General features: G+C 68.0%; 24 protein-coding genes. 11 read left to right on the top strand and 13 right to left on the bottom strand.

From position 1 onward, the window contains the following. Positions 1-22: 22 nt before the first annotated feature. From amaA to HSX14_RS27400, 8 genes are all read left to right on the top strand, one after another. Positions 23-1306, top strand: a complete 1284-nt coding sequence (gene amaA / locus HSX14_RS27435) for an L-pipecolate oxidase (RefSeq protein WP_173171430.1) — start codon at positions 23-25, stop codon at positions 1304-1306. A gap of 378 nt (positions 1307-1684) precedes the next feature. After that, positions 1685-2806, top strand: a complete 1122-nt coding sequence (locus tag HSX14_RS27430) for a branched-chain amino acid ABC transporter substrate-binding protein (RefSeq protein WP_173171432.1) — start codon at positions 1685-1687, stop codon at positions 2804-2806. Between the two features lie 310 nt (positions 2807-3116). Then, positions 3117-4031, top strand: a complete 915-nt coding sequence (locus HSX14_RS27425) for an ABC transporter permease subunit (RefSeq protein WP_111263822.1) — start codon at positions 3117-3119, stop codon at positions 4029-4031. Positions 4032-4033: 2 nt separating this feature from the next. After that, complete coding sequence (livM, locus tag HSX14_RS27420; protein ID WP_173171434.1) at positions 4034-5320, top strand: high-affinity branched-chain amino acid ABC transporter permease LivM; 1287 nt, start codon at positions 4034-4036, stop codon at positions 5318-5320. Further along, entirely contained in the window at positions 5317-6192 is an 876-nt protein-coding gene (locus HSX14_RS27415; RefSeq protein ID WP_173171436.1) for an ATP-binding cassette domain-containing protein, read from the top strand. The genes livM and HSX14_RS27415 overlap by 4 nt, the downstream gene beginning before the upstream one ends. Then, entirely contained in the window at positions 6189-6905 is a 717-nt protein-coding gene (locus HSX14_RS27410) for an ABC transporter ATP-binding protein (RefSeq protein WP_111263800.1), read from the top strand. Before HSX14_RS27415 ends, HSX14_RS27410 begins: the two co-directional genes overlap by 4 nt. 108 nt (positions 6906-7013) lie before the next feature. Then, the gene (gene lhpI, locus HSX14_RS27405; RefSeq protein WP_173171439.1) at positions 7014-7946 is read left to right on the top strand and encodes a bifunctional Delta(1)-pyrroline-2-carboxylate/Delta(1)-piperideine-2-carboxylate reductase; all 933 of its coding nucleotides are present in this window, start codon (positions 7014-7016) and stop codon (positions 7944-7946) included. Positions 7947-9092: 1146 nt separating this feature from the next. Then, positions 9093-9857, top strand: coding sequence for an SDR family oxidoreductase (locus HSX14_RS27400; protein WP_173171441.1), 765 nt, complete (start codon positions 9093-9095; stop codon positions 9855-9857). Here the strand turns inward: HSX14_RS27400 and HSX14_RS27395 are convergent. From HSX14_RS27395 to HSX14_RS27370, 6 genes are all read right to left on the bottom strand, one after another. After that, the gene (locus HSX14_RS27395) at positions 9835-10746 is read right to left on the bottom strand and encodes a glycerophosphodiester phosphodiesterase family protein (RefSeq protein WP_173171443.1); all 912 of its coding nucleotides are present in this window, start codon (positions 10744-10746) and stop codon (positions 9835-9837) included. The two genes, HSX14_RS27400 and HSX14_RS27395, sit on opposite strands and share 23 nt — an antisense overlap. A gap of 176 nt (positions 10747-10922) precedes the next feature. Then, positions 10923-11495: a HupE/UreJ family protein gene (locus HSX14_RS27390; RefSeq protein ID WP_173171445.1), complete on the bottom strand. Its 573-nt coding sequence runs from the start codon at positions 11493-11495 to the stop codon at positions 10923-10925. A gap of 22 nt (positions 11496-11517) precedes the next feature. Next, positions 11518-12132 carry an urease accessory protein UreG gene (ureG, locus tag HSX14_RS27385; RefSeq protein WP_021222421.1) on the bottom strand — a complete coding sequence of 205 codons (615 nt, stop codon included), beginning with the start codon at positions 12130-12132 and terminating at the stop codon, positions 11518-11520. A gap of 9 nt (positions 12133-12141) precedes the next feature. Continuing rightward, on the bottom strand, positions 12142-12816 hold the full coding sequence (locus HSX14_RS27380; RefSeq protein WP_173171447.1) for an urease accessory protein UreF: 675 nt from the start codon (positions 12814-12816) through the stop codon (positions 12142-12144). Next, on the bottom strand, positions 12813-13313 hold the full coding sequence (ureE, locus tag HSX14_RS27375) for an urease accessory protein UreE (protein WP_173171449.1): 501 nt from the start codon (positions 13311-13313) through the stop codon (positions 12813-12815). The genes HSX14_RS27380 and ureE overlap by 4 nt, the downstream gene beginning before the upstream one ends. A 165-nt stretch (positions 13314-13478) precedes the next feature. Further along, positions 13479-14114: a TetR family transcriptional regulator gene (locus HSX14_RS27370; protein ID WP_173171451.1), complete on the bottom strand. Its 636-nt coding sequence runs from the start codon at positions 14112-14114 to the stop codon at positions 13479-13481. Between the two features lie 140 nt (positions 14115-14254). Between HSX14_RS27370 and HSX14_RS27365 the strand changes: the two genes are divergently transcribed. Together HSX14_RS27365 and HSX14_RS27360 are read left to right on the top strand one after the other, a co-directional pair. Continuing rightward, a complete protein-coding gene (locus HSX14_RS27365; protein ID WP_173171453.1) occupies positions 14255-15361 on the top strand; it encodes a ferredoxin reductase in 1107 nt (368 codons plus the stop codon). A 41-nt stretch (positions 15362-15402) separates the two neighbouring features. Then, positions 15403-16482: a fatty acid desaturase family protein gene (locus HSX14_RS27360; protein WP_173171455.1), complete on the top strand. Its 1080-nt coding sequence runs from the start codon at positions 15403-15405 to the stop codon at positions 16480-16482. 100 nt (positions 16483-16582) lie between these two features. Here HSX14_RS27360 and HSX14_RS27355 read toward each other — a convergent pair whose 3' ends face one another. Beyond that, positions 16583-16990: a phage infection protein gene (locus HSX14_RS27355; RefSeq protein WP_173171457.1), complete on the bottom strand. Its 408-nt coding sequence runs from the start codon at positions 16988-16990 to the stop codon at positions 16583-16585. 337 nt (positions 16991-17327) lie between these two features. Continuing rightward, on the bottom strand, positions 17328-17849 hold the full coding sequence (locus tag HSX14_RS27350; protein ID WP_173171459.1) for a hypothetical protein: 522 nt from the start codon (positions 17847-17849) through the stop codon (positions 17328-17330). A 322-nt stretch (positions 17850-18171) separates the two neighbouring features. Between HSX14_RS27350 and HSX14_RS27345 the strand changes: the two genes are divergently transcribed. Continuing rightward, positions 18172-20235, top strand: a complete 2064-nt coding sequence (locus HSX14_RS27345; protein WP_173171461.1) for an AsmA family protein — start codon at positions 18172-18174, stop codon at positions 20233-20235. 164 nt (positions 20236-20399) lie between these two features. Here the strand turns inward: HSX14_RS27345 and HSX14_RS27340 are convergent, their stop codons facing one another. The 5 genes from HSX14_RS27340 to HSX14_RS27320 form a co-directional block, all read right to left on the bottom strand. Beyond that, positions 20400-20933 (bottom strand): ferritin-like domain-containing protein, encoded by a 534-nt coding sequence (locus HSX14_RS27340; protein WP_173171463.1) that lies wholly within the window; start codon positions 20931-20933, stop codon positions 20400-20402. A gap of 123 nt (positions 20934-21056) precedes the next feature. Beyond that, a complete protein-coding gene (gene osmE, locus HSX14_RS27335; protein ID WP_173171465.1) occupies positions 21057-21398 on the bottom strand; it encodes an osmotically-inducible lipoprotein OsmE in 342 nt (113 codons plus the stop codon). Positions 21399-21551: 153 nt separating this feature from the next. Further along, positions 21552-21896 (bottom strand): osmotically-inducible lipoprotein OsmE, encoded by a 345-nt coding sequence (gene osmE, locus HSX14_RS27330; protein ID WP_111264642.1) that lies wholly within the window; start codon positions 21894-21896, stop codon positions 21552-21554. Between the two features lie 98 nt (positions 21897-21994). Then, entirely contained in the window at positions 21995-22204 is a 210-nt protein-coding gene (locus HSX14_RS27325) for a hypothetical protein (protein ID WP_173171467.1), read from the bottom strand. A 99-nt stretch (positions 22205-22303) separates the two neighbouring features. Next, positions 22304-23569: an Hsp70 family protein gene (locus HSX14_RS27320; RefSeq protein ID WP_173171469.1), complete on the bottom strand. Its 1266-nt coding sequence runs from the start codon at positions 23567-23569 to the stop codon at positions 22304-22306. Positions 23570-23705: the final 136 nt, after the last annotated feature.

Here is a 23705-nt window from a genome sequence, read left to right as displayed (position 1 = left end):
ATCGCCCTAAGGAATGCCGTCCATGCCCCTGCGCCAGGAATGCCTCTGGGAGTATCTGACGCCGGCGCTGCCGAAGGCCGAGACGCTGAACGGCGAGGTCCGTGCCGATGTCTGCGTCATCGGTGGCGGCATCACCGGGCTCAACGCGGCCATCCGCCTGCTGGAGCAGGGCAGGCGGGTCTGCGTGCTGGAGGCCCACGAGGTGGGGCACGGCGGCTCGGGGCGCAATGTCGGCCTGGTCAACGCCGGGCTGTGGATTCCGCCGGACGAGATCGAGGCCGGCCTCGGCGAGCCGGTCGGCGCCCAGCTCAACCGCACCCTGGGTGGCGCGCCGGCCCAGGTGTTCGCGGTGATCGAGAAGTACGGCATCGACTGCCAGCTGCGCCGTGACGGCACCCTGCACATGGCCCACAACGCCCGTGGCCAGGCCGATTTGGCCAGCCGCTGCGAGCAGTGGCAGCGCCGCGGTGCGCCGGTGGAGCTGCTCACCGGGCAGGCCTGCCGCGAGGCCACCGGCACCGAGCGCATCGCCGCCGCGTTGCTCGACCGCCGCGCCGGCACCCTCAACCCGATGGCCTACACCCGGGGCCTGGCCCAGGCGGTGCGTTACCTGGGCGGCTCGCTGTTCCAGCACAGCGCGGTCACCCGCCTGGAGCGCCAGGGCGACGCCTGGTGCGTGCTCAGCGAACACGGCAGCGTGATCGCCCCGCAGGTGGTGATCGCCTCCAACGCCTACACCGAAGGCGAGTGGACCGAGCTGCGCCGCAACTTCTTCCCCGGCTACTACTATCAGGTCGCCTCCCAGCCCCTGCCGGGCGAGGCGGCGGCGCGCATCCTGCCCGGCGGGCAGGGCTCCTGGGACACACGCCAGGTGCTCAGCAGCATCCGCCGCGACGCCGATGGCCGGCTGCTGCTGGGCAGCCTGGGCAATGGCGCGCGCAAGCCGCTGTGGTTCCTCAAGGCCTGGGCCGATCGCATCCAGGGCCACTACTTCCCCTACCTGGGCAAGGTGCAGTGGGAATTCAGCTGGACCGGCTGCATCGCCTTCACCCCGGACCACCTGATGCGGCTGTTCGAACCGGCGCCGGGGCTGGTGGCCGTCACCGGTTACAACGGCCGGGGCGTGACCACCGGCACCGTGGTGGGCCGGGCCTTCGCCGACTTCCTCCTCAGCGGTTCGGCCGAATCGCTGCCCATGCCCTTCCAGAGCATGCGCGGTGTGGGTGCACCTGCGCTGCGCAGCGGGCTCTACGAGCTGGGCTTCTCCCTGTACCACGCGGGCCAATGCCTGCGCGTGGTCATCTGAGGGTGGTTTTGTTCAGGCTGCATCGACGCGGAGCGGCTGCCTCGGCCGCCATGCACTAGCCTGTATTGGTGCGTCAGCGCGCTTGCCGCGCACCAGTGGTGTGCACTTCGGTGACAGTGACGGTTACGGCAGGTTGCGCTTTTCGCGCCGTGGGTTGCTATTCCCTTGAGAAGGCCATTCGGCGATTGGTTGCAAGGGGTTGCACCTATTGGTTCGGCAGGGTTGCACGTGTGCGCCGTCCCGCATTCCAGGCCGGGTGCGCGGGTGACCCCGGGTTTTTTCCTACAACAAAAAACGAGTGGCACGACGCTTGCTCAAGGAACTTCCCGTTAGTTCGAGTATCGCGCCATCACATAACCCCTCAGGAGCAAAACTCCCATGCCTCACAAGACTTTCAAGAAAGGTATTTTGGCTGTTGCGGTTACCAGTGTTCTGAGCTTGACCAACCTTGCTTTCGCTGACGTGGTTATAGGTGTTGCCGGGCCTCATACCGGCGCCAACGCTTCCTTCGGCGAGCAGTACTGGCGTGGCGCGAGCCAGGCCGCCGAGGACATCAACGCCGCCGGTGGCGTCAACGGCGAGAAGATCAAGCTGGTCAAGGCGGACGACGCCTGCGAGCCCAAGCAGGCCGTGGCCGTGGCCAACCGCCTGGTCGACCAGGACAAGGCCATCGGCGTGGTCGGCCACTTCTGCTCGTCCTCCACCATCCCGGCATCGGAGATCTACGACGAGGCCGGCATCATCGCCATCACCCCCGGCTCCACCAACCCGCAGGTGACCGAGCGCGGCCTGACCGGCATGTTCCGCATGTGCGGCCGCGACGACCAGCAGGGCATCGTCGCCGGCGACTACATCGTCGACGTGCTCAAGGCCAAGAAGGTCGCGATCATCCACGACAAGGACACCTACGGGCAGGGCCTGGCCGACGCCACCAAGGCGCAGCTGGCCAAGCGCGGCGTGAAGGAAGTGCTGTACGAGGGCCTGACCCGTGGCGAGAAGGACTTCAACGCCCTGGTCACCAAGATCCGCGCCACCGGTGCCGAGGTCGTCTACTTCGGTGGCCTGCACCCCGAGGCCGGCCCGCTGGTCCGGCAGATGCGCGAGCAGGGCCTGACCGCCAAGTTCCTCTCCGGCGACGGCATCGTCACCGACGAGCTGGTCACCACCGCCGGCGGCCCGCAGTACACCAAGGGCGTGCTCATGACCTTCGGCGCCGACCCGCGCAAGATCGCCGACGGCAAGGCCGTGATCGAGAAGTTCCGCGCCGGCGGCTTCGAGCCGGAAGGCTACACCCTCTATGCCTATGCCTCCCTGCAGGCCCTGGCCGCCGCGTTCAATGGCGCCGGTGCCAACGAAGGCGCCAAGGCCAGCGAATGGCTGAAGGCGCACCCGGTGCAGACCGTGATGGGCAAGAAGGAGTGGGACGGCAAGGGCGACCTGAAAGTGTCCGACTACGTGATCTACGAGTGGGATGACCAAGGCAAGTACCACCAGCAGTAAGCGCGGGACCGGCTGCGCGTCGGCCGGACCGCGTTGGAAAGGGCCCCTCGGCCCTTTCCGGCCCGTCCGCCTGTCGCTCGCGCAGTCCCGGCCCTTCCTTTGCTGTACTGGCTCGGCCGGCCGGCCAGGTGCCACACGCGCCTGGTCAGCCGGTGTATTCCGGGTGGCTGCTGAAACCTCTTCCTGCTTGTGCCGCGCAGGCGACTGCCGACGTAAACCAGAGATCCAGTGATTCAGTGGTGCCCGTCTGATTCCACTCGCGGAGGCCGGCCGAACCCCAGGCCGGTCCCCCAGAAGACGAGACTGAGTGATGGACGGTATTTTCCTGCAACAGCTGATCAACGGGCTGACCCTCGGGTCCGTCTACGGGCTCATCGCCATCGGCTACACCATGGTTTACGGCATCATCGGCATGATCAACTTCGCCCACGGCGAGGTGTACATGATCTCCGCCTACCTCTCTGCCATCACCCTCGCGCTGCTGGCGTTCTTCGGCCTCGAGTCCTTCCCGCTGCTGATCCTCGGCACCCTGCTGTTCACCATCGCGGTGACGGGCGTTTACGGCTTCGTGATCGAGCGCATCGCCTACCGGCCGCTGCGCAACTCCACGCGCCTGGCGCCCCTGATCTCCGCCATCGGCATGTCGCTGATCCTGCAGAACTACGTGCAGCTGTCCCAGGGCGCCCGCCAGCAGGGCGTGCCCACGCTGCTCGACGGCGCGCTGAAGTTCCACGTCGGCGAGGGCTTCGTCCAGCTCACCTACACCAAGGTGTTCATCCTGGTGGCCGCCTTCATCGGCATGGGCGTGCTGACCTACGTGATCCAGTGCACCAAGCTCGGGCGCATGTGCCGCGCCACCCAGCAAGATCGCAAGATGGCCTCGATCCTCGGCATCAACACCGACCGGGTGATCTCCTACGTGTTCGTCATCGGCGCCGCCATGGCCGCGCTGGCCGGCGTGCTGATCACCATGAACTACGGCACCTTCGACTTCTATGCCGGCTTCATCATCGGCATCAAGGCCTTCACCGCGGCGGTGCTCGGCGGCATCGGCTCGCTGCCCGGCGCGATGCTCGGCGGGATCATCCTCGGCGTCGCCGAGGCGCAGTTCTCGGGCATGGTCAACACCGACTACAAGGACGTCTTCAGCTTCTCCCTGCTGGTGCTGATCCTGATCTTCCGTCCCCAAGGCCTGCTTGGCCGCCCGCATGTCGCCAAGGTGTAAGCATGTCCTCTGCCATTGCTAGAAAACCCATCGATATCAAGAAGAGCCTCGTCGACACGGTGCTCGCCGGGCTGCTGGCGCTCATCGTCTTCGGCCCCATCGTCGGCGTGGTGCTCGACGGCTACAGCTTCAACCTGGAGTTCGGCCGCGTCGGCTGGATGATCGGCATCGTCATGCTCGGTCGCTTCCTGCTCAGCCTGTACCTGCAGAGCGCCCGTGGCTCCGTGCTGCTGGAGCGCTTCGAAAGCAGCGGCTCGGGCGTGCACGTGCGTGCGCCGGACTTCAAGAGCAGCCTGCGCTGGGTGCTGCCGCTGATCCTGGTGGCGGCGGTGATCTTCCCCTTCTTCGCCAGCAAGTACCTGCTCACCGTGGTCATCCTCGGGCTGATCTACGTGCTGCTGGGCCTGGGCCTGAACATCGTGGTCGGCCTCGCCGGCCTGCTCGACCTCGGCTACGTGGCCTTCTACGCCATCGGCGCCTACGGCCTCGCGCTCGGCTACCAGCACCTGGGGCTTGGCTTCTGGTCGGTGCTGCCGCTGTCGGCCCTGGCTGCCGCGCTGGCGGGCGGGTTGCTGGGCTTCCCGGTGCTGCGCATGCATGGCGACTACCTGGCCATCGTCACCCTGGGCTTCGGCGAGATCATCCGCCTGGTGCTCAACAACTGGCTGAGCTTCACCGGCGGCCCCAACGGCATGCCGGTGCCGTCGCCGACCTTCTTCGGCCTGGAGTTCGGCCGTCGCGCCAAGGACGGGGGTGTGCCCTTCCACGAGTTCTTCGGCATCGCCTACAACCCCAACCTGAAGTTCCTGTTCATCTACGTGGTGCTGTTCCTGGTGGTGATGCTGGTGCTCTACATCAAGCACCGCCTGACCCGCATGCCCGTCGGCCGCGCCTGGGAAGCGCTGCGCGAGGACGAGATCGCCTGCCGTTCCCTGGGCCTCAACCACGTGCTGGTGAAACTCTCCGCCTTCACCCTGGGCGCCTCCACCGCCGGCCTCGCCGGGGTGTTCTTCGCCAGCTACCAGGGCTTCGTCAACCCGTCCTCCTTCACCTTCTTCGAGTCGGCGCTGATCCTCGCCATCGTGGTGCTGGGCGGCATGGGGTCGACGGTGGGCGTGGTCATCGCCGCCTTCGTCCTCACCGTCGCCCCGGAGCTGCTGCGCAGCTTCGCCGACTACCGCGTGCTGCTGTTCGGCATCCTCATGGTGCTGATGATGATCTGGCGGCCGCGCGGGCTGATCCGTATCAGCCGCAGCGGCTTCACCCCGCGTAAAGGAGTAGCGCCATGAGCGACGACAACATCCTCAGCGTCGAACGCCTGATGATGCACTTCGGCGGCATCAAGGCGCTCAACGACGTCAGCCTGGAGATCAAGCGCCACTCGATCTCCGCGCTGATCGGCCCCAACGGCGCCGGCAAGACCACCGTGTTCAACTGCCTCACCGGCTTCTACAAGGCCACCGGCGGCAGCATCCGCCTCAACGCCCGGGGCACCTGCACCGACGTGATCAAGGTGCTGGGCGAGCCCTTCCAGGCCACCGACTTCGTCAACCCGGCGCAGTTCGGCAGCCGCGTCTGGTTCAAGATGTTCGGCGGCACCCACCTGGTGAACCGCGCCGGGCTGGCGCGCACCTTCCAGAACATCCGCCTGTTCCGGGAGATGTCGGTGGTGGAGAACCTGCTGGTGGCCCAGCACATGTGGGTCAACCGCAACCTGCTGGCCGGCATCCTCAACACCCCCGGCTTCCGCCGCGCCGAGGAGGACGCGCTGAACCACGCCTTCTACTGGCTGGAGGTGGTGGACCTGGTGGACTGCGCCAACCGCCTGGCCGGTGAGCTCTCCTACGGCCAGCAGCGCCGCCTGGAGATCGCCCGCGCCATGTGCACGCGGCCGCAACTGATCTGCCTGGACGAACCCGCCGCAGGCCTCAACCCGGCGGAAACCGAGGCGCTCAGCCGGATCATCCGCAAGCTGCGCGACGAACACGAACTGACCGTACTGCTGATCGAGCACGACATGGGCATGGTGATGAGCATTTCCGACCACATCGTGGTGCTGGACCACGGCGTGGTGATCGCCCAGGGCGGCCCCGAGGCGATCCGCAACGACCCGAAGGTGATCGCCGCCTACCTGGGCGCCGACGAGGAGGAAGTGGCATGACGGCACCCCTCCTGGCATTCAAGGACGTCGACGTCTTCTACGGCCCCATCCAGGCGCTGAAGAAGGTCAGCCTGCACATCAACGAGGGCGAGACGGTGAGCCTCATCGGCTCCAACGGCGCAGGCAAGTCCACGCTGCTGATGTCGATCTTCGGCCAGCCCCGCGCCAGCGCCGGGGAGATCCTCTACGGCGGTGTGGATATCTCGCGCAAGTCCCCGCACTACGTGGCCTCCAACGGCATCGCGCAGTCGCCGGAAGGGCGCCGGGTGTTCCCCGACATGAGCGTGGAGGAGAACCTGCTGATGGGCACCATCCCCATCGGCGCCCAGCATGCGGACGAGGACATGCAGCGCATGTTCGACCTCTTCCCGCGGCTCAAGGAGCGGCGCAACCAGCGCGCCATGACCATGTCCGGCGGCGAGCAGCAGATGCTCGCCATCGCCCGCGCGCTGATGAGCCGTCCCCGCCTGCTGCTGCTCGACGAACCCTCGCTCGGGCTCGCGCCCATCGTGGTCAAGCAGATCTTCCAGACCCTGCGCGAACTGGCGAAGAGCGGCATGACCATCTTCCTGGTGGAGCAGAACGCCAACCACGCCCTGCGCCTCTCCGACCGCGCCTACGTGATGGTCACCGGGGAAATCCGCATGAGCGGCACGGGCGAGGAACTGCTCGGCAACCAGGACGTGCGCAACGCGTATCTGGGGGGGCATTGATTGGGGCGACAGGTCGCCAGCTGCAAGCCGCAAGCTAAAAGCTGCAAGTCGCAAGCTGCAAGGGGCGTTCCTTGCCGCTTGTGGCTTGCCACTGCTCCGGAGGAGCCCATGTCCCACCTGCGTTTCTTCACCAACCCCGATGTCGCCGCTGCGCTCGGCTACCCCGCCCTGATCGAAGCCCTGCGGGTCGGGCTCGCCGAGCCTTGCGCGGCGCCGGTGCGGGGGTGTCATGAGCTGCCCGGTGGCGCCTCGCTGCTGACCATGCCGGTGTGGCAGGCGGGGCAGGGCATCGGCGTCAAGCTGGTGACCGTGTTCCCCGGCAACGGTGCGCGCGGGCTGCCGTCGGTGGCGGCGCTGTTCACCCTGTTCGACGACGACACCGGCCGTCCGCTGGCCATGCTCGAGGCCTCGGAGCTCACCGCACGGCGCACCGCCTGCACCTCCGCCCTGGCGGCCGACCACCTGGTGCGCGAAGATGCCGAGCGCCTGCTGGTGGTGGGCAACGGCACCCTCGCCGCGCACATGGTCCGGGCCCATTGCCAGGTACGCCGCTACGGGCGTGTGGATATCTGGGGGCGTGACGCAGAGAAGTCCGCCCGGCTGGCCGCTGCGCTGGCCGGGGAGGGCTATCCGGCACAGGCCGGCATCGACTTGCAGGGCCTGGTGCAGCAGGCCGATTGCATCAGTTGCGTCACCACCTCGCGTTCGCCGCTGGTGCTGGGCGACTGGCTGCGCCCCGGCAGCCACCTGGACCTGGTGGGCGCCTTCCTGCCGAGCATGCGCGAGACCGACTCCGCCGCCGTGGCCCGCGCCCGCATCGTCGTCGACACCCGCGAGGGTGCCCTGGAGGAGGCCGGCGACCTGCTGTTCGCCATTGCCGATGGCCTGCTCGACGAGGCCGCGGTCCGCACCGAATTGCGCGACCTCCTGCAAGGCCGTGGCCATCGACGGAACGCCGAGGAGATCACCCTGTTCAAGTCGGTCGGCTACGCCCTGGAAGACCTGGTGGCAGCGCGCCTGCTGCTGGCCTGCGCCACCTGAGCGGGACTGGATGCAGGGTGGAGGGCGCTCTTTTCGTCCACCGAGCGGAGTTCGACCCCACCACCGACCCCACACCTATGCACGCCGCTCGGCAGCGCTGCGCGCTGCTTGGGCGAATGAATTCGCCCCTACAGGTGCCGGGTGGCGCGTTGGGTGGGGGGCCGGCGGTGCGCCGTTGGGCCTCGCTGCGCTCGGCGCCAACCTACGGTATTGGCGGCGCGATGCAGGTCGGGTGCAACCCGACGGTTCCCTGGGGCGCCCTGTAGGAGCGAGCTCTGCTCGCGAAGCTACTCGGCAGCGCTTCGCGCTGCTTGGGCGAATGAATTCGCCCAAGCAGGTGCCGGGTGGCGCGTTAAGTGGGGGCCGGCGTTGCGCCGTTGGGCCTCGCTGCGCTCGGCGCCAACCTACGGGATTGGCGGCGCGATGCCGGTCGGGTGCAACCCGACGGTTCCCTGGGACGCCCTGTAGGAGCGAGCTCTGCTCGCGAAGCTTCTAGGCAGCGCTACGCGCTGCTTGGCGAATGAATTCGCCCCTACAGTGCGTTAGCGCCCTCCATCGGGCCGCCCACAAAATCTGTGGAGCGAACTGTGGAAAAGGTGTGGGCAGGTGGCTGTTGGGCCGGACCGGCGGTCGTCCGGGCGGTCTGGTCGAGATTCGTACAGTCATGCTTTTTTCAAGCGGAACAGTTACTTGCCAGTGCCCCTTGAAGTGCCCTCGCAGTTATCCCCGCGAGCTGTGGATAACTCTGTGGGCAAGCTCTGGAGCCCTGGCCAGGCGCCAGTATCGCCAGGGGCTGGCGCGGGCTGGTCGAAAATCAGCCATTCCCATACGGCGCGCTGGCCTGCAAGCGGCGCAGCTGCTGGGTTTGAGGAAAACAGGAAAAGCCTGCGCAGGCGTCCGTGCCATGCCCGGGCTTGTACCCGATAACTGTGGATCAAGCTGTTATCGAGCTGTGGATAAGCTGGGTATGGATGGCCCGGATGCAGGCCTGGCAAGGGCTCTGCCGAACGGTGCGGCACGCGTCCGGCAACCGGCGCCCGGGCTAGGAGAGAGAGGCAGGTTTCTGGCACTGTGGACGCCTTCCTGCCCAACCGGCCGGGCGACGCCTGAAGGGCGTGCCGCCGCCATCGATTCGAGGAGATTTCCATGACGTCCACCCTGTTCATCACCGGCGCCACTTCCGGCTTCGGCGAGGCCTGCGCCCGGCGTTTCGCCGAGGCGGGCTGGTCGCTGGTGATCACCGGCCGCCGCGAGGAGCGCCTGAAGGCGCTGGCCGAGGAGCTTGGCGAGAAGGTCGAGGTGCTGCCGCTGGTGGTCGACGTGCGTGACCGCGCGGCGATGGAGTCGGCCATCGGTGGCCTGCCGGAGCGCTTCGGCACCTTGCGTGGCCTGATCAACAACGCCGGCCTGGCCCTGGGCACCGACCCGGCGCCCAAGTGCAGCCTGGATGACTGGGACACCATGGTCGACACCAACATCAAAGGCCTGCTCTACACCACGCGCCTGCTGCTGCCGAAGCTGATCGCCCACGGGCGCGGCGCCGGCATCGTCAACCTGGGGTCCATCGCCGGCAGCTACCCCTATCCGGGCAGCCACGTGTATGGCGGCACCAAGGCCTTCGTCCGGCAGTTCTCGCTGAACCTGCGCAACGACCTGGTCGGCACCGGCGTGCGCGTCACCGACATCGAGCCGGGGCTGTGCGAGAGCGAGTTCTCCCTGGTGCGCTTCGGTGGTGACCAGGCCAGGTACGACGCGACCTACGCCGGCGCCGAGCCGATCCAGCCGCAGGACATCGCCGAGACCATCTTCTGGGTGCTGAACCAGCCGGCGCACATCAACATCAACACCCTGGAGCTGATGCCCGTGAGCCAGACCTGGGCCGGCTTCGCTATTGATCGTTCAGCGAAGTGATGCGGGTGGATCGCCCCAGCAGTTGCAGGGCGCGATCCGGGTAGTCGGTGATCAGGCCGTGCGCGCCCATGTCCAGCAGGTGGCGCATGGCCGGTTGCTCGTTGATGGTCCACATCTGCACGTTGAGGCCGCGGTCGATGGCGGTGGCCAGCAGGCTCGGCGTGGCCACCTCCAGGCCGCTGCTGCGCTCGGGGATCTGCAGCGCCTGGTAGGAGGGTGACAGCAGGCGGCCGAGGCCCAGCCAGTTCAGCGCCACCAGCAGTTTCACCGAGCCCGGGCTGGCCGATGTGGCCACGTCCGGGCACTGGTCGCGGAAGCGTTTCAGGCTGCGCTCGTAGAAGCTGCCGACTATCACCTTGTCGCGCTGCTTCGCCTCCGTCAGCGCCTCGCAGAGGCGATCCTCCAGGCCCACGTCGGGCACCTTGATCTCGATGACCTTGGCCTGCTCCGGGAAGGCCTGCAGCACCGCGTCCAGGGTCGGGATGCGGATGCCCTGGCCGCGATACGGGTGGTTCTCGTCGCCGTCGGCGGTCCAGTGGTAGCCGGCATCCAGCGCCTGGGCGCGTTCCAGGGTCAGCCCGGCGATGGGGCCGCTGCCGTCGGTGGTGCGGTCCACGTCGGCGTCATGCAGGACGACCACCTTGCCGTCGGCGGTCAGGCGGATGTCCATCTCCAGCATGTCCACGCCCAGGGCACTGGCGCGCTCGAAGGCGAACAGCGTGTTTTCCGGCCACAGCCCGCGCCCGCCCCGGTGGGCGATCACCAGCGGCTTGTCGCCCAGCGCCTGGATCACCGCCGGTGGCGACGCCGGTTTGCTGGTGAGGACGAGGACCACCAGGGCGATGGCGACCAGCAGCAGGGGGACGAGCAGGAAACGGGCGAAGCGCATGGCGATATTCCGAGGAAGAGGGACGGGCGTGCCGAATCAGACGCGAGGACTATGACAAAAGCGTGACGCCAAGGCGATGCCCGCCGCTGCGCTTTCGTGCGGGTGGAGTCTTCGAGGGGGGCGACCGGCCAGGGGAGGATGGGGGAGCCCCTGGCAGGCCGGTGCAACGCGGGGATTCAGCCCGCCAGCAGCCAGGCGCCGGCCAGGGCGGAGGCGCCGCCGGCGATGCGTACCAGCGGGGCGGCGGCTTGCGGCAGCGCGCGCACCAGGCCGTAGCCGGCGGCGTGCAGGGCGGCGGTGGCGGCGACGAAGCCGGCGGCGTAGCCCCAGGGGCTGGACAGCTCGGGCAGCTCCAGGCCGTGTGCGACACCGTGGGCCAGGGCGAACAGGGCGGTCAGGCCGACGGCGACGGACACCGGCGGGCGCACGGCCACGGCCACCAGCAGGCCGAGGGCGAGCACCGAGGCGGCGATGCCGGTTTCCATGAAGGGCAGTTCCAGGCCCTCGAAGCCCAGCAGGCCGCCGAGCAGCATGGTGCCGACGAAGGTCAGCGGCAGTGCCCAGCGCGCGGCGCCCTGCTGCTGCGCGGCCCAGAGGCCGACGGCGAGCATCGCCAGCAGGTGGTCGAGGCCGGTGATGGGGTGGGCGATGCCGGCCGCGAGGCCCGAGGCGTCATGCCCGGGGTGGGCGAAGGCCAGTGCCGGGGTGAGGAACAGGGCGAGGGCGTAGAGGGCTTTGCGAAGGGTCATGTGAAGCTCCTTGTGAGTCGGTTCAGGCAGCGCCGAGCAGGCCCTGCTTCTCGATGAAGGCGATGATCTCGTCGAGACCCTGGCCGACCTTCTGGTTGCTGAAGACGAAGGGCTTGTCGCCGCGCATCTTGCGGGCGTCGCGGTCCATCACCTCGAGGGAGGCGCCGACCATGGGCGCCAGGTCGACCTTGTTGATCACCAGCAGGTCGGACTTGCAGATGCCCGGGCCGCCCTTGCGTGGCAGCTTGTCGCCGGCGGAGACGTCGATCACGTAGAGGGTCAGGTCCGAGAGCTCGGGGCTGAAGGTGGCGGAGAGGTTGTCGCCACCGGACTCGACGATGATCAGCTCGAGCCCGGGGAAGCGGCGGTTGAGCTGGTCGACGGCCTCGAGGTTGATCGAGGCGTCCTCGCGGATCGCCGTGTGCGGGCAGCCGCCGGTCTCCACGCCGATGATGCGCTCGGGGTCGAGGGCCTCGTTGCGCACCAGGAACTGGGCGTCCTCCTGGGTGTAGATGTCGTTGGTCACCACGGCGAGGTTGTAGCGGTCGCGCAGGGCGCGGCAGAGGGCCAGGGTGAGGGCGGTCTTGCCGGAACCGACGGGGCCGCCGATACCGACGCGCAGGGGTTGGCTGTGCATGTTGCTCTCCTAGGAACGGAACAGACGGCTGTACTGGCGCTCGTGCGCCATGCTCGCCAGGGCCAGGCCGAAGGCGGCGCTGCCCCACTGGTTTTCGGGAAGCGCGGTGGCCGTGTCCTGCGCTTTCTGCAGGGCCGGCAACAACGCGGAGGTCAGGCGCTGGGCGGCTTGCTGGCCCAGCGGCAGGGTCTTCATCAGTACCGCCAGCTGATTCTCCAGCCAGCCCCAGAGCCAGGCGGCGAGGGCGTCCTGCGGGGTGATGCGCCAGGTGCGTGCGGCCAGCGCCCAGGCGCAGCCGAGCACGGGCTCGTGCAGGGCGTCGAGGGCGCTGCGGGCCGGGGCATCCAGCTCCGGCAGGCCTTCGAGCAATTGCTGCAGGGAGTAGCCCATCTGCCGGTTCTCCAACTGCAGTTCGCGGGTTTCACGGCTGGCGCGCTGGCACTCGCCGAGGTGGCTGAAGCGGGCCCAGTCCGCGTCGGCGGCGGCCTCGCACAGGGCCAGCAGCAGGGGTGCCTCGAAGCGCGCGAGGTTCAGCAGCAACTGGTCGGTGATCCAGCGTTCGGCGCTCTGCGGGTCGTCCACCAGGCCCTGGTCCACCGCCAGCTCCAGGGCTTGCGAGTAGCTGTAGCCGCCGATGGGCAGCTGGGGGCTGGCGAGGCGCAGCAGCTGCCAGGCCGGGTTCACGTGCGCACTCCGAACTGGTGCAGGCGCGGCGCGTAGTTGAAGTCGGCGTCGCCGTGGTGGGAGTGGTGGTGGCCGCCGCCGTAGGCGCCGTGCTCGGGCTGGAAGCCGGCCTCGATGCGCTCGACCCGCGCGCCGAGCTGTTCGAGCATCGCCAGCAGCACGTAGTCGTCGAGGAGGCGCAGCCAGCCGTCGCCGATCTGCAGGGCGACGTGGCGGTTGCCCAGGTGGTAGGCGGCGCGGGTCAGTTCGAAGGCGTTGGCGCAGGTGACGTGGAGCAGCGCCTCGGGGCGGGCGCTGACGCGCACTACGCGACCGTCCTGGGCGAGCAGGCAATCGCCGTCGCGCAACGGCGGCTGGCCGCGTTCGAGGAACAGGCCGACGTCTTCGCCGGCCACGCTGAAGCAGCGCAGGCGGCTCTTGCTGCGCGCTTCATAGGTGAGCAGCAGTTCGGCGTCCCAGCTCGCGCGGGGTTCGGTTCTTTCCTGGATGACCAGCATGGGAGGTCCCGGCAGTGTGCAATGCCGGTGCTAGAGCAAGGTGCTTGCCAAGAGGGCTGAACCCTTGTGTTGCGGGGCGCAGGGAGCGGTCTGCCAGTTCCCGGGGCGCCGGAATGCTTCGTCGTGGTGCGTGGCGGGCCGTTTTGGTGCGCGCTGTCGGGTCGGTCAGCTTCTGGCGCTGCCGAGGCCCTGCCAGTGCTTGCCGCCGATCATGATGAAGCGCAGTTGCTGGATCATCTTGGCCGCCGGCGTGAGGTGCGGGGCCAGGCCCTTGGCGGGCGGATCGATGAGCTCGGGCAGGGTGGCGAACACCGTCTTGACCACCAGGTCGGAGACCACGTCCAGCGCCGGGTCGTCCAGGTGCGGCATGCGGTTGATCAGCTTGAGGTCGGCGGCGAGGTCGTCGGTGATGCGCTCGCGCAGTGCTGCGATGGCCTGGCGTACCGGTTGCGAGCCGCCGTACTGCTCGCGGGCGAGGAAGAGGAACTGGCCGCGATTGGCCTTCACCGCGTCGAGGAAGATGCGCACCGAGGCGTCGATGATCCCGCCCATCTCGAATTCGTTGTGGCGGACCACGCGGATGGTGTCGCGGAAGGTTTCGCCCACCTCGCTGACCAGGGCCAGGCCGAGCTGGTCCATGTCGGCGAAGTGGCGGTAGAAGCCGGTGGGCACGATGCCGGCGGTGCGGGCGACTTCGCGCAGGCTCAGGCTGCCGAACCCGCGGCCACTGTCCATCAGCAGGCGCGCTGCATCCATCAGGGCGTGGCGGGTCTGCTGTTTCTGTTCCGAGCGTGGGGTCATGGAGCCGGTTCGCGGGGGTGTGGATGCGCCGCACTCTAGCAAATGCCCCCTGCCGGTGCGAACCGCATTCAGTGAACGGTTGTTGACTGAAAGTGGGGTGCTCATGCAGGCTAGTGCACAAGTGTTCACTGGTGTTGCCGATGCCCCTCATTCCCCTATCCCTCGCCCGCCACCTGGCGCCCGGCCTCAAGCCCCTGCGGGCGCTCGCCGAGCGCGCCTGGCTGCGTGAAGCCGAGGTCGATTTCTTCCTTTCCCGCGTGCACCCGCTGCTGCGTCTCAACCGGGTCTTCGCCCGCCTGGAGGCGCGCCATTGGGTCGCGGACGACATGCTCGCGCTGACTTTTCGCGTCAACGGCAACGCCCGGCGCTGGCGCCCGGGTCAGCATGTGCAACTGCACCAGACGGTCGATGGCGTACGGCTGGGACGCAGCTACAGCCTGACCGCGGTGCATGCCGACGGCCGCGTGGAGCTGGCGATCAAGCGCCAGCCGGGCGGGCGCCTGTCCAACCGCCTGCTGGACTTCCTCGAGGTCGGCACGCGGGTCGAGATGGGCCAGGCGGAGGGCGAGCTGCGCTGGCCGCCGGGGGCCGATGGCGTGCTGTTGCTGGCGGCCGGCAGCGGGCTCACACCGCTGCTGGGCGTGCTGCGCGAGGCCCTGGCGCAAGGCTTCGCGGCGCCGGTGACGCTGCTGCACTACGTGCGCCGACGCGGCCAGCGGGCATTCGCCGAGGAGCTCCAGGCCCTGGCGCGTCGTCATCCGAATTTCAGCGTGCGCTGGGCGATCAGCGGCGAGACGCCGGCGGCCGACGAGTTGGCCGGGCGCTTCCTGCCGGACCACGTGCAGCACATCGACGCCAGCGACCTGCTGGCCTGCGGGCCCCATGGCTTCGTCTCCCGGGTGCGCCAGTGGTGGCAGGCCGAGCCCCGGCGGGGCGCTCTGCAACTGGAAGCCTTCAGCGCGCCCGCGGTGAACCCGGACGAACCCGCGCGCCAGGTGCGCCTGGGCTTCGCCCGCTCGCGCAGCGAGATGCAGGGCGACAGCCGCTACAACCTGCTGGAGCAGGCCGAGGCCCATGGCTTGCGCCCGGCCCACGGTTGCCGCCAGGGCGTCTGCACCCGTTGCACCTGCAAGCTGGTCAGCGGCACGGTGCGCGACGTGCGAACCGGCGCGCTGTCCGCCGAACCGGGCCAGCCCATCCGCCTGTGCGTCAGTGCGCCCATGGGCGACCTGGTGCTCGACCTCTGAACCGGCGTCATGCCGGCAACGCCTCGATGAGCGAGAACGACATGCGTATCGACCGAGAACTGGGCCCCGAGGAACTGCGGGCCTTCGCCGCCGAGCTGGACGCCCTGCGCCAGCGCACCCTGGACGACCTGGGCGAGGCGGACGCCCGCTACATCCGCCGCATCCGTGGCGTGACCCGATTCTGCTGCTGGGCCGGCCGGCTCCTGCTGCTGCTCGGCTGGTTCCCGCCCACCTGGCTCCTGGGCAGCGCCTTGCTGGGGCTGGGCAAGATCCTCGAGAACATGGAGCTGGGCCACAACGTGATGCACGGCCAGTACGACTGGATGAACGACCCGGAGTTCTCCGGGCAGCGCTATGAGTGGGACATCGTCGGCCCCGCCGACTTCTGGCGACACACGCACAACCATGTCCACCACACCTACACCAACGTGCTCGGCCGTGATGACGATGTGGGCTACGGGCTGGTGCGGCTGTTCCCCGAGCAGCGCTGGAAGCCCTTCTACCGCTGGCAGCCGCTGTGGGTGACCTTGCAGGCGCTGCTGTTCCAGTTCTCGGTGGCGGTGCAGCACCTGCGCCTGGACCAGTACTTCAAGGGCCGCATGAGCCGCGAGGAGCTGCGCCCGCGCCTGCGCCAGTTCAACGCCAAGGTGCTGCGCCAACTGGTCAAGGACTACCTGTTCTTCCCCCTCGTCGCACTGGCCCTGGGTGCCAATGCCTGGGCGGTGGTGGCGGGCAATGCGCTGGCCAACCTGATCCGCAACCTGTGGACCTTCACCGTGATCTTCTGCGGCCACTTCACCGAGAAGGCCGTGGTCTTCCCGCCCGAAGTGCTGGAGGGCGAAACCCGGGGCCAGTGGTACCTGCGCCAGCTGCGCGGTTCCAGCAATCTCGCCGGGGGCCCGCTGCTGCACATCCTCACCGGCAACCTCAGTCACCAGATCGAGCACCACCTGTTCCCCGACCTGCCGGCCCGTCGCTACGCCGCCTTGGCGGTGGAGGTGAAGGAGATCGCCCGGCGCTATGGCCAGGTCTACAACAGCGGCAGGCTTTCCGTGCAGTTCGCCACCGTGCTCAAGCGCATCTGGATCTACCGTTCGCCACCGCCCGCCGTGCCTGCCTGAGCCCTGAAATGCGAAAGCCCGGCATGTGCCGGGCTTTCATTCCGTGGAGGGCCGCCGTATGGGCGGTGCGTCTGTTCTCGCCGCAGTGAGCGAACCCACTTCAGACGGCGCGGAAGCCAGGGGTACGGTCGGCACCGTCTTCGGCGACGCGGAAGCCAGGGGTGCGGTCAGCGCCGTCTTCGGCGACGCGGAAGCCAGGAGTGCGCTCGGCGCCACCTTCGGCAACGCGGTTCAGGGTGCGTTCGGCACCGCCTTCAGCAACGCGGAAGCCAGGAGTGCGGTCGGCGCCACCTTCGGCAACGCGGTTCAGGGTACGTTCGGCACCGCCTTCAGCGACGCGCAGGCCAGGGGTGCGATCGGAGCCGTTTTCGGCAACCGGCTCGACGACCTGGATGAAACCGCTGTTGTCGCGGGACTCGCCCAGAACCGGTTGCGGCTCGGAGGGCAGGGCAAAGGCGGTGGCGGAAAGGCTGGTCAGGAACAGGGCGGCAATGGCATGGGCTTTCATGATCTGTGGCTCCTCGTGGGGGGCTGGTAAGTGACTACGGAGCCAATGTTACGGAGCACCCGGAAAGGCCAGAAGTGAAGGCGGCCAATAGTAAGCATCGATCTCTTTAATGGTTGCCTTTAGCCTTGTGAATCAATGGTTTGGTGGACATTTCAGGCCTTGCTCGCCGGGCTGCAGAGGGCCTTTCCTGCTCTGCATCGATGGGCGTGATGAGCGGTTGCCGGAGTGATCTCGCAGGCGCCAGGGCGTGGCGTGCTGCCTGGGCGGCATGGCGTGGCGGGCAATAAAAAGCCCGGCCGGTGCCGGGCTTTGACTACTGGGTGAAGCCGGTGTGGATTCAGACCACACCGTGGGCTTGCAGCAAACGGTCGGAACCACCTTCGGCGACACGGAAGCCCGGGGTGCGATCGGCACCGCCTTCGGCGACGCGGAAGCCCAGGGTGCGATCGGCACCGCCTTCGGCGACACGGAAACCGGGAGTACGGTCGGCACCGCCTTCGGCAACACGGAAACCGGGGGTGCGGTCGGCACCGCCTTCGGCGACACGGAAGCCCGGGGTGCGGTCGGCACCGCCTTCGGCGACACGGAAGCCCGGGGTGCGATCGGCACCGCCTTCGGCGACACGGAAGCCCGGAGTGCGGTCGGCACCGCCTTCGGCAACGCGGAAGCCCGGGGTGCGATCGGCACCGCCTTCGGCAACGCGGTTCAGGGTGCGCTCGGCTCCGCCTTCGGCGACACGGTCGATGACCATGTAGGCACCTTCGCCCTCGGCGACCAGCGGATAGGAAACGGCGGATTGGACGACCGGGATGGCGAACAGGCCGGTGAGGAACAGGGTGGCGATGGCTTGGGTTTTCATGTCGGTATCTCCTGGGGTGTGGGGGGTAGCAAGTGGCTACGGGGCCCATGTTACGGACGGCCAGGCGATTAAAAAGTGATCACTCGCGATAGTCGGCATCGATGCCGATGATGATTGGAAAACCTGTTTTGGATCAGGTGCTTACCTACCCATCCAGGCCTTTCTGCCGGTGTCGCGGGCGGTATAGGCTGCGCGCGGTGATGATTTTTGCGCTGCATTTGCCGGAGTCATCCGTCCCGTTTGCCAGTCGATAGAACAAGACGCCTCGTGTGCAGCCCCTGGTGGTCTTGGGGCAAGGCACCGCTAGAGTTAGGAGAAGTGCATGACGCGCGGACGCAGAATCCTCGCCTGGACCACCGCCAGCCTGGTGCTGCTGTTGGCCGCCCTGGTGGTGTTCGTCGCCACGTTCGACTGGAACCGCATCAAGCCGACCCTCAATGCCCGGGTCTCGGAAACCCTGGGTCGCCCCTTCGCCATCAACGGCGACCTCAGTGTGCGCTGGCAGCGCGAGCCCTCGGAACCCGGCCTGCGTGCCTGGGTGCCCTGGCCCCATGTGACGGCCGAGGACCTGACCCTGGGCAATCCCGAGTGGGCCGGGAAGCAGCCGTTCGTCACCCTCAGGCGCGTGGAGGCGAGCCTGTCGCCGCTGCCGCTGCTGTGGAAGACCGTGGCCATTCCGCGCATCGATCTCACCGAGCCCCGCGCCGATCTCAGGCGCCGCGCCGACGGCCGCGACAACTGGACTTTCGACACGCTCGCCAGCTCCCCGGAGCAGGCTGACGAGGAGCCTTCCGCCTGGACCCTGGACATCGGCGCCATCGGCTTCGACAAGGGCCAGGTGAAGGTCGACGACCAGCCCTCGCAGACGCGCCTGGAACTGCTGGTGGACCCGCTGGGCAAGCCGATCCCGTTCAGTGACATCGTTGGCGAGAAGGCCGCCGGCAAGGTGGCGGAGCAGGGCGATGCGCCCCAGGATTACGCCTTCGGCTGGACGGCCAAGGGCAGCTACAAGGGCCAGGCGCTGGACGGCAGCGGCAAGATCGGCGGGCTGCTGGCCCTGAAGGATGCGCGCAAGCCGTTTCCCCTGCAGGCCGACCTGCGCATCGGCGCCACGCGCATCGCCCTGGCCGGCACCCTCACCGACCCGACCCACCTGGGCGCCCTGGACCTGCGGCTGAAGCTGGCCGGCGACAGCCTGGGCAACCTCTACCCCTTGACCGGTGTGACCCTGCCCGACACGCCGGCCTATTCCACCGACGGCCGCCTGGTGGCGCAGCTGCAGGACCCGGCGGGCCCGCAGTTCCATTACCAGGGCTTCAACGGTGCCATTGGCGACAGCGACATCCATGGCGACCTGCACTACGTCGCCCACCCGCCCCGGCCCAAGCTGTCCGGCGCGCTGACCTCCAACCAGCTGCGTTTCGCCGACCTCGCGCCGTTGATCGGCGCCGACTCGAACGCCGAGAAAAAGGAGCGCGGCGTGGCCGGCAAGCAGCCGGCGGACAAGGTGCTGCCGGTGGAGGCGTTTCGCACCGAGCGCTGGCGGCAGATGGATGCCGACGTGCGCTTCACCGGCAAGCGCATCGTCCACAGTGACAAGCTGCCCTTCAACGACCTCGACACCCACGTGGTACTCGACGACGGCAAGCTGAGCCTGGAGCCCCTGCGCTTCGGCATGGCCGGCGGCACCCTGGACTCCACCATCCACCTGGACGGCGGCAGCGTGCCCCTGCAGGGCCGCGCCCGCCTCAGCGCGCGGCACTTCAAGCTCAAGCAGCTGTTTCCTACCTTCGAGCCGATGCGCACCAGTTTCGGCGAGCTGAACGGCGACGCCGACCTGGCCGGCACCGGCAACTCGGTGGCGGCTCTGCTGGGGACGGCCAACGGCGACCTCAAGCTGCTGGTCAACGACGGCGCGGTGAGCCGCGGATTGATGGAGATCGCCGGACTCAACGTCGGCAACTACCTGGTCGGCAAGCTGTTCGGCGACGACGAGGTGAAGATCAACTGCGCCGCTGCCGACCTCAAGCTGGCCAAGGGCCTGGTGACGCCACGGGTGTTCATCTTCGATACCGAGAACGCGCTGATCCAGGTCGACGGTTCGGCCAACCTGGCCAGCGAGCGCCTGGACCTGACCGTCACCCCGGAGTCCAAGGGCGTGCGCATCTTCTCCCTGCGTTCGCCGCTCTACGTGCGCGGCACCTTCAAGAAGCCGGACGCCGGGGTCAAGGCGGTGCCATTGATCGCCCGGGGTGCCGGCATGGTGGTGCTCGGCGCCGTGGTGGCACCCGCCGCCGGGCTGCTGGCACTGGTCGCCCCCAGCGGTGGTGGGGACGTCACCAACACCTGCGCGCCGCTGCTGGAGAAGATGCGCAAGGCCAACTGAGGCCCAGGACCTTCCGGTTTGCGTAGGTCGGCGCCGAGCACAGCGAGGCCCAACGGGATGATGTTCGGCGCCGTGGTGTCGGGTTGCGTAGGGTGGTTTCTTCGCGGGGGCTTGCGGCATGCCCGTGACCCGGGCCGGAGCCCGGGCTACGAGGTGGGTAGGGGTTACTTCAGGTCGGCGAGGATGTCGGCCATGTCGTCGGCGTGCTCTTCCTCCTGCTCGAGGATTTCCTCGAACAGGCGGCGCGCGGTCGGGTCCTTGTCGCCGAGGAACTGGATGATCTCGCGGTAGCTGTCGATGGCGATGCGCTCGGCGATCAGGTCCTCGGTGACCATCTCGCGCAGGTCCTTGCCGGCCACGTACTGGGCGTGGGAGCGGGCCTCCAGGCCGGCCGGGTTGAAGTCCGGCTCGCCGCCCAGTTGCACGATGCGCTCGGCCAGGCGGTCGGCGTGCTGCTGTTCCTGCTGGGCGTGCTCGAGGAACTCGCTGGCGGCGATGCTCGCCTTCAGGCCATTGGCCATGTAGTAGTGGCGCTTGTAGCGCAGGTAGCAGACCAGCTCGGTGGCCAGCGCTTCGTTGAGCAGGCGCAGCACGGTGGGGCGGTCTGCGTGGTAGCCCTCGGTCACGGCGCCGTCCAGCACGTTTTGCCGGGCGCGCTGGCGCAGGGTGTTCACATCGGTAAGTTGCACGTCACTCATCACGTTTCTCCTTGGCTAATCGGGCCTGGTGCCTGGCTCTGGCGGCCATTGGCGTCGCGGCCCTACCTGGAATGTGAGTGATACGAAGCGGGAAAAGTTTAGGAAATCTGTGGCGGGGGCCGTTCAGTCGAGGCGCTGGCGCTCGACCTCCTCGCGCTGGCGGCAGGTCATGAAGCCGCTGTGCTGGACACGGCCAGCGGTGCCGAAGCTGACGTGATACGCCTGCTGTTGCCCCTCGTGGTTGAGGATGTAATTGTTGCAGGAACCGGGGTGGACGCTGCGCTGGACGATGGAGGACGGACGACCGCCGATGGCCTGGACCTGCTCCTTGGTCATGCCCTCTTCCACCTGCCGCACCAGGGGTTCGTTGCGGTAGGTGATGTAGTCGGTCGGGTTCTCGATCTTGGTGGCGCAGCCGGACATCGAGCCCAGAGCGGCCGCGAGCAGGAGCGCGCGCATGAACATGCTGAAGGTCCTTGATGATCCGCTGTAAATAACAGCGCTTGGACATCAGCGAGGCGCGCCGGTTCGCTATTTATTCGCTTCGGGGCTGTGCGCTCGTTGGTACTTCTGGCATTTGGCCACTGCGGCGCCCGGCGGCCCGGGCGCCGCGAGGCATCAGATCTTCGCTGCCTCGGCTTCGTGTTTCTGCCATTGCTCGCAGGTCATGAAGCCCTTGCTGTCGACGCGGCCCGCGTCGTTGAAGCTGACGTAGTAGGCCTGCTGGTGGCCTTCCTTGTTCAGCACGTAGTTGTTGCAGGTACCGGGGTGCACGGTGCGCTGGATCTCGGTGGACGGCGGGCCGCCGATGGTCAGCACCTCGTCCTTGCTCATGCCGTCCTGCACCTTCTCGACCAGGGGTTCGTGGCGGTAGGTGACGTAGTCGGTGGGGTTCTCGAACTTGGTGCTGCACCCTGCTACCGATGCCAGCACGAACACTGCCGCGAGCGTTTCCTTGTACATGGTGGGTTCCTCGTGTGAGCTGATCTTCAACGGCCTGATTGGCTTCACGAGTTTCGAGTGGCGATGGAGCGGGCGAGTTCGAAGAATTTGCCGTCGCGCTACTGGCCCGCCTTCTCGGCGTCCTGCAGGCGCTGCTGGTTGACGGCGTTGGCCTGGTCGATCTGCTGCTTGAGCTGGTCCATCTGCTGCTGGGCCTGCTGCGCCTGTTCGGCCTGCAGCTTGGCCTGGGCCGCTCCGGTGGCGGCGGTCTCGCCGAGGCCGCAGCCGGCGAGCAGGAGGATGGCAAGGCAGGGCAGCAGGCATTTCATGGCGGGCTCCTCGGGTAGGCGATGCCGGCGAAGGTAATCCAGCGCCGGGGTCGCCGCCAGGGGCGCCGCACGAACGTCGCGGGGCGCCCGACGCCCGGTTCAGCCGTAGCGCTTCTTGGCCTCGATGGCCAGGCCGCTGCCGATGCTGCCGAAGGTGTTGCCTTCGACATGGCGGGCGTTGGGCAGCAGCGCGGCGACGCTGCCACGCAGGGCGGGGATGCCGCTGGAACCGCCGGTGAAGAACACGGTGTCGACCTGCTCGACACCGACCCCGGCGTCGGCCAGCAGCTGGGTGACGCTGTCGCGGATGCGTTGCAGCAACGGCTCGATGGCCTCCTCGAACAGGTGGCGGGTCAGTTCCACGCGCAGGCCCGGCTCGATGCGCTCGAGGTCGATCACCCGGTGGCGCGCCTCGGTCAGCTCGATCTTGCTGTCTTCCACCTGCATCGCCAGCCAGTGCCCGGCGCGCTGTTCGATCAGGCGGAACAGGCGGTCGATGCCGCGCGTGTCGACGATGTCGTAGCGCATGTTCTTCAGCGACAGCTGCGATTTCTGCGCGTAGACGGCGTTGATGGTGTGCCAGGTGGCCAGGTTGAGGTGGTAGCTGGTGGGCATGAAGGCGTCGCTCTTCATACGGCTGCCGTAGCCGAACTCGGGCATGACGCCGGCCAGCGAGAGCTGCTTGTCGAAGTCGGTACCGCCCACGTGCACGCCGCCGGTGGCGAGGATGTCGGCCTGGCGGTCGGCCAGGTCGCGGCGCTCGGGGGACAGGCGCACGAGGGAGAAGTCGGAGGTGCCGCCGCCGATGTCGACGATCAGCACCAGCTCCTCGCGCTCGATGCCGCGTTCGTAGTCGAAGGCGGCGGCGATGGGTTCGTACTGGAAGGAGACGTCCTTGAAGCCGAGCTTGTTGGCGACCGCCACCAGGGTCGCCTGGGCTTCCTGGTCGGCGGCCGGGTCGTCGTCGACGAAGAACACCGGGCGGCCCAGCACCACCTGCTCGAAGTCATGGCCGGCGGTGGCTTCGGCGCGCTTCTTCAGCTCGCCGATGAACAGGCCCAGCAGGTCCTTGAACGGCAGCGCACTGCCCAGCACCGTGGTCTCGCTCTTGAGCAGGGTCGAGCCCAGCAGGCTCTTGAGCGAGCGCATCAGGCGGCCTTCGTAGCCTTCCAGGTACTCGTGCAGGGCCAGGCGGCCGTAGACGGGGCGACGCTCCTCGATGTTGAAGAAGATCACCGAGGGCAGGGTGATCTTGCCGTCCTCCAGCGCGATCAGCGGCTCCACGTCCGGGCGCCACCAGCCGACGGTGGAGTTGGAGGTGCCGAAGTCGATGCCCAGGGCACGGGCTGCGGTGAGGTTGCTCATGGCGCGAGAGGTCCGGTGGAAAAAACGGCCGCGCAGTGTACGCGAGCCGGGCGCGCTTTGCTCAGGCGGCGAGGCGCAGTTCGTCGCAGTGGCTAGACTCCAGGCGACGCCCCCGTCACCCCCATACGGACACCCC

Origin of the sequence: Pseudomonas tohonis, from assembly GCF_012767755.2 — a bacterium.
GTDB classification, from domain to species: Bacteria; Pseudomonadota; Gammaproteobacteria; order Pseudomonadales; family Pseudomonadaceae; genus Metapseudomonas; species Metapseudomonas tohonis.
The sequence above is the reverse complement of the archived record's forward strand: the minus strand, read 5'-3'. Positions and strand labels throughout refer to the sequence as shown.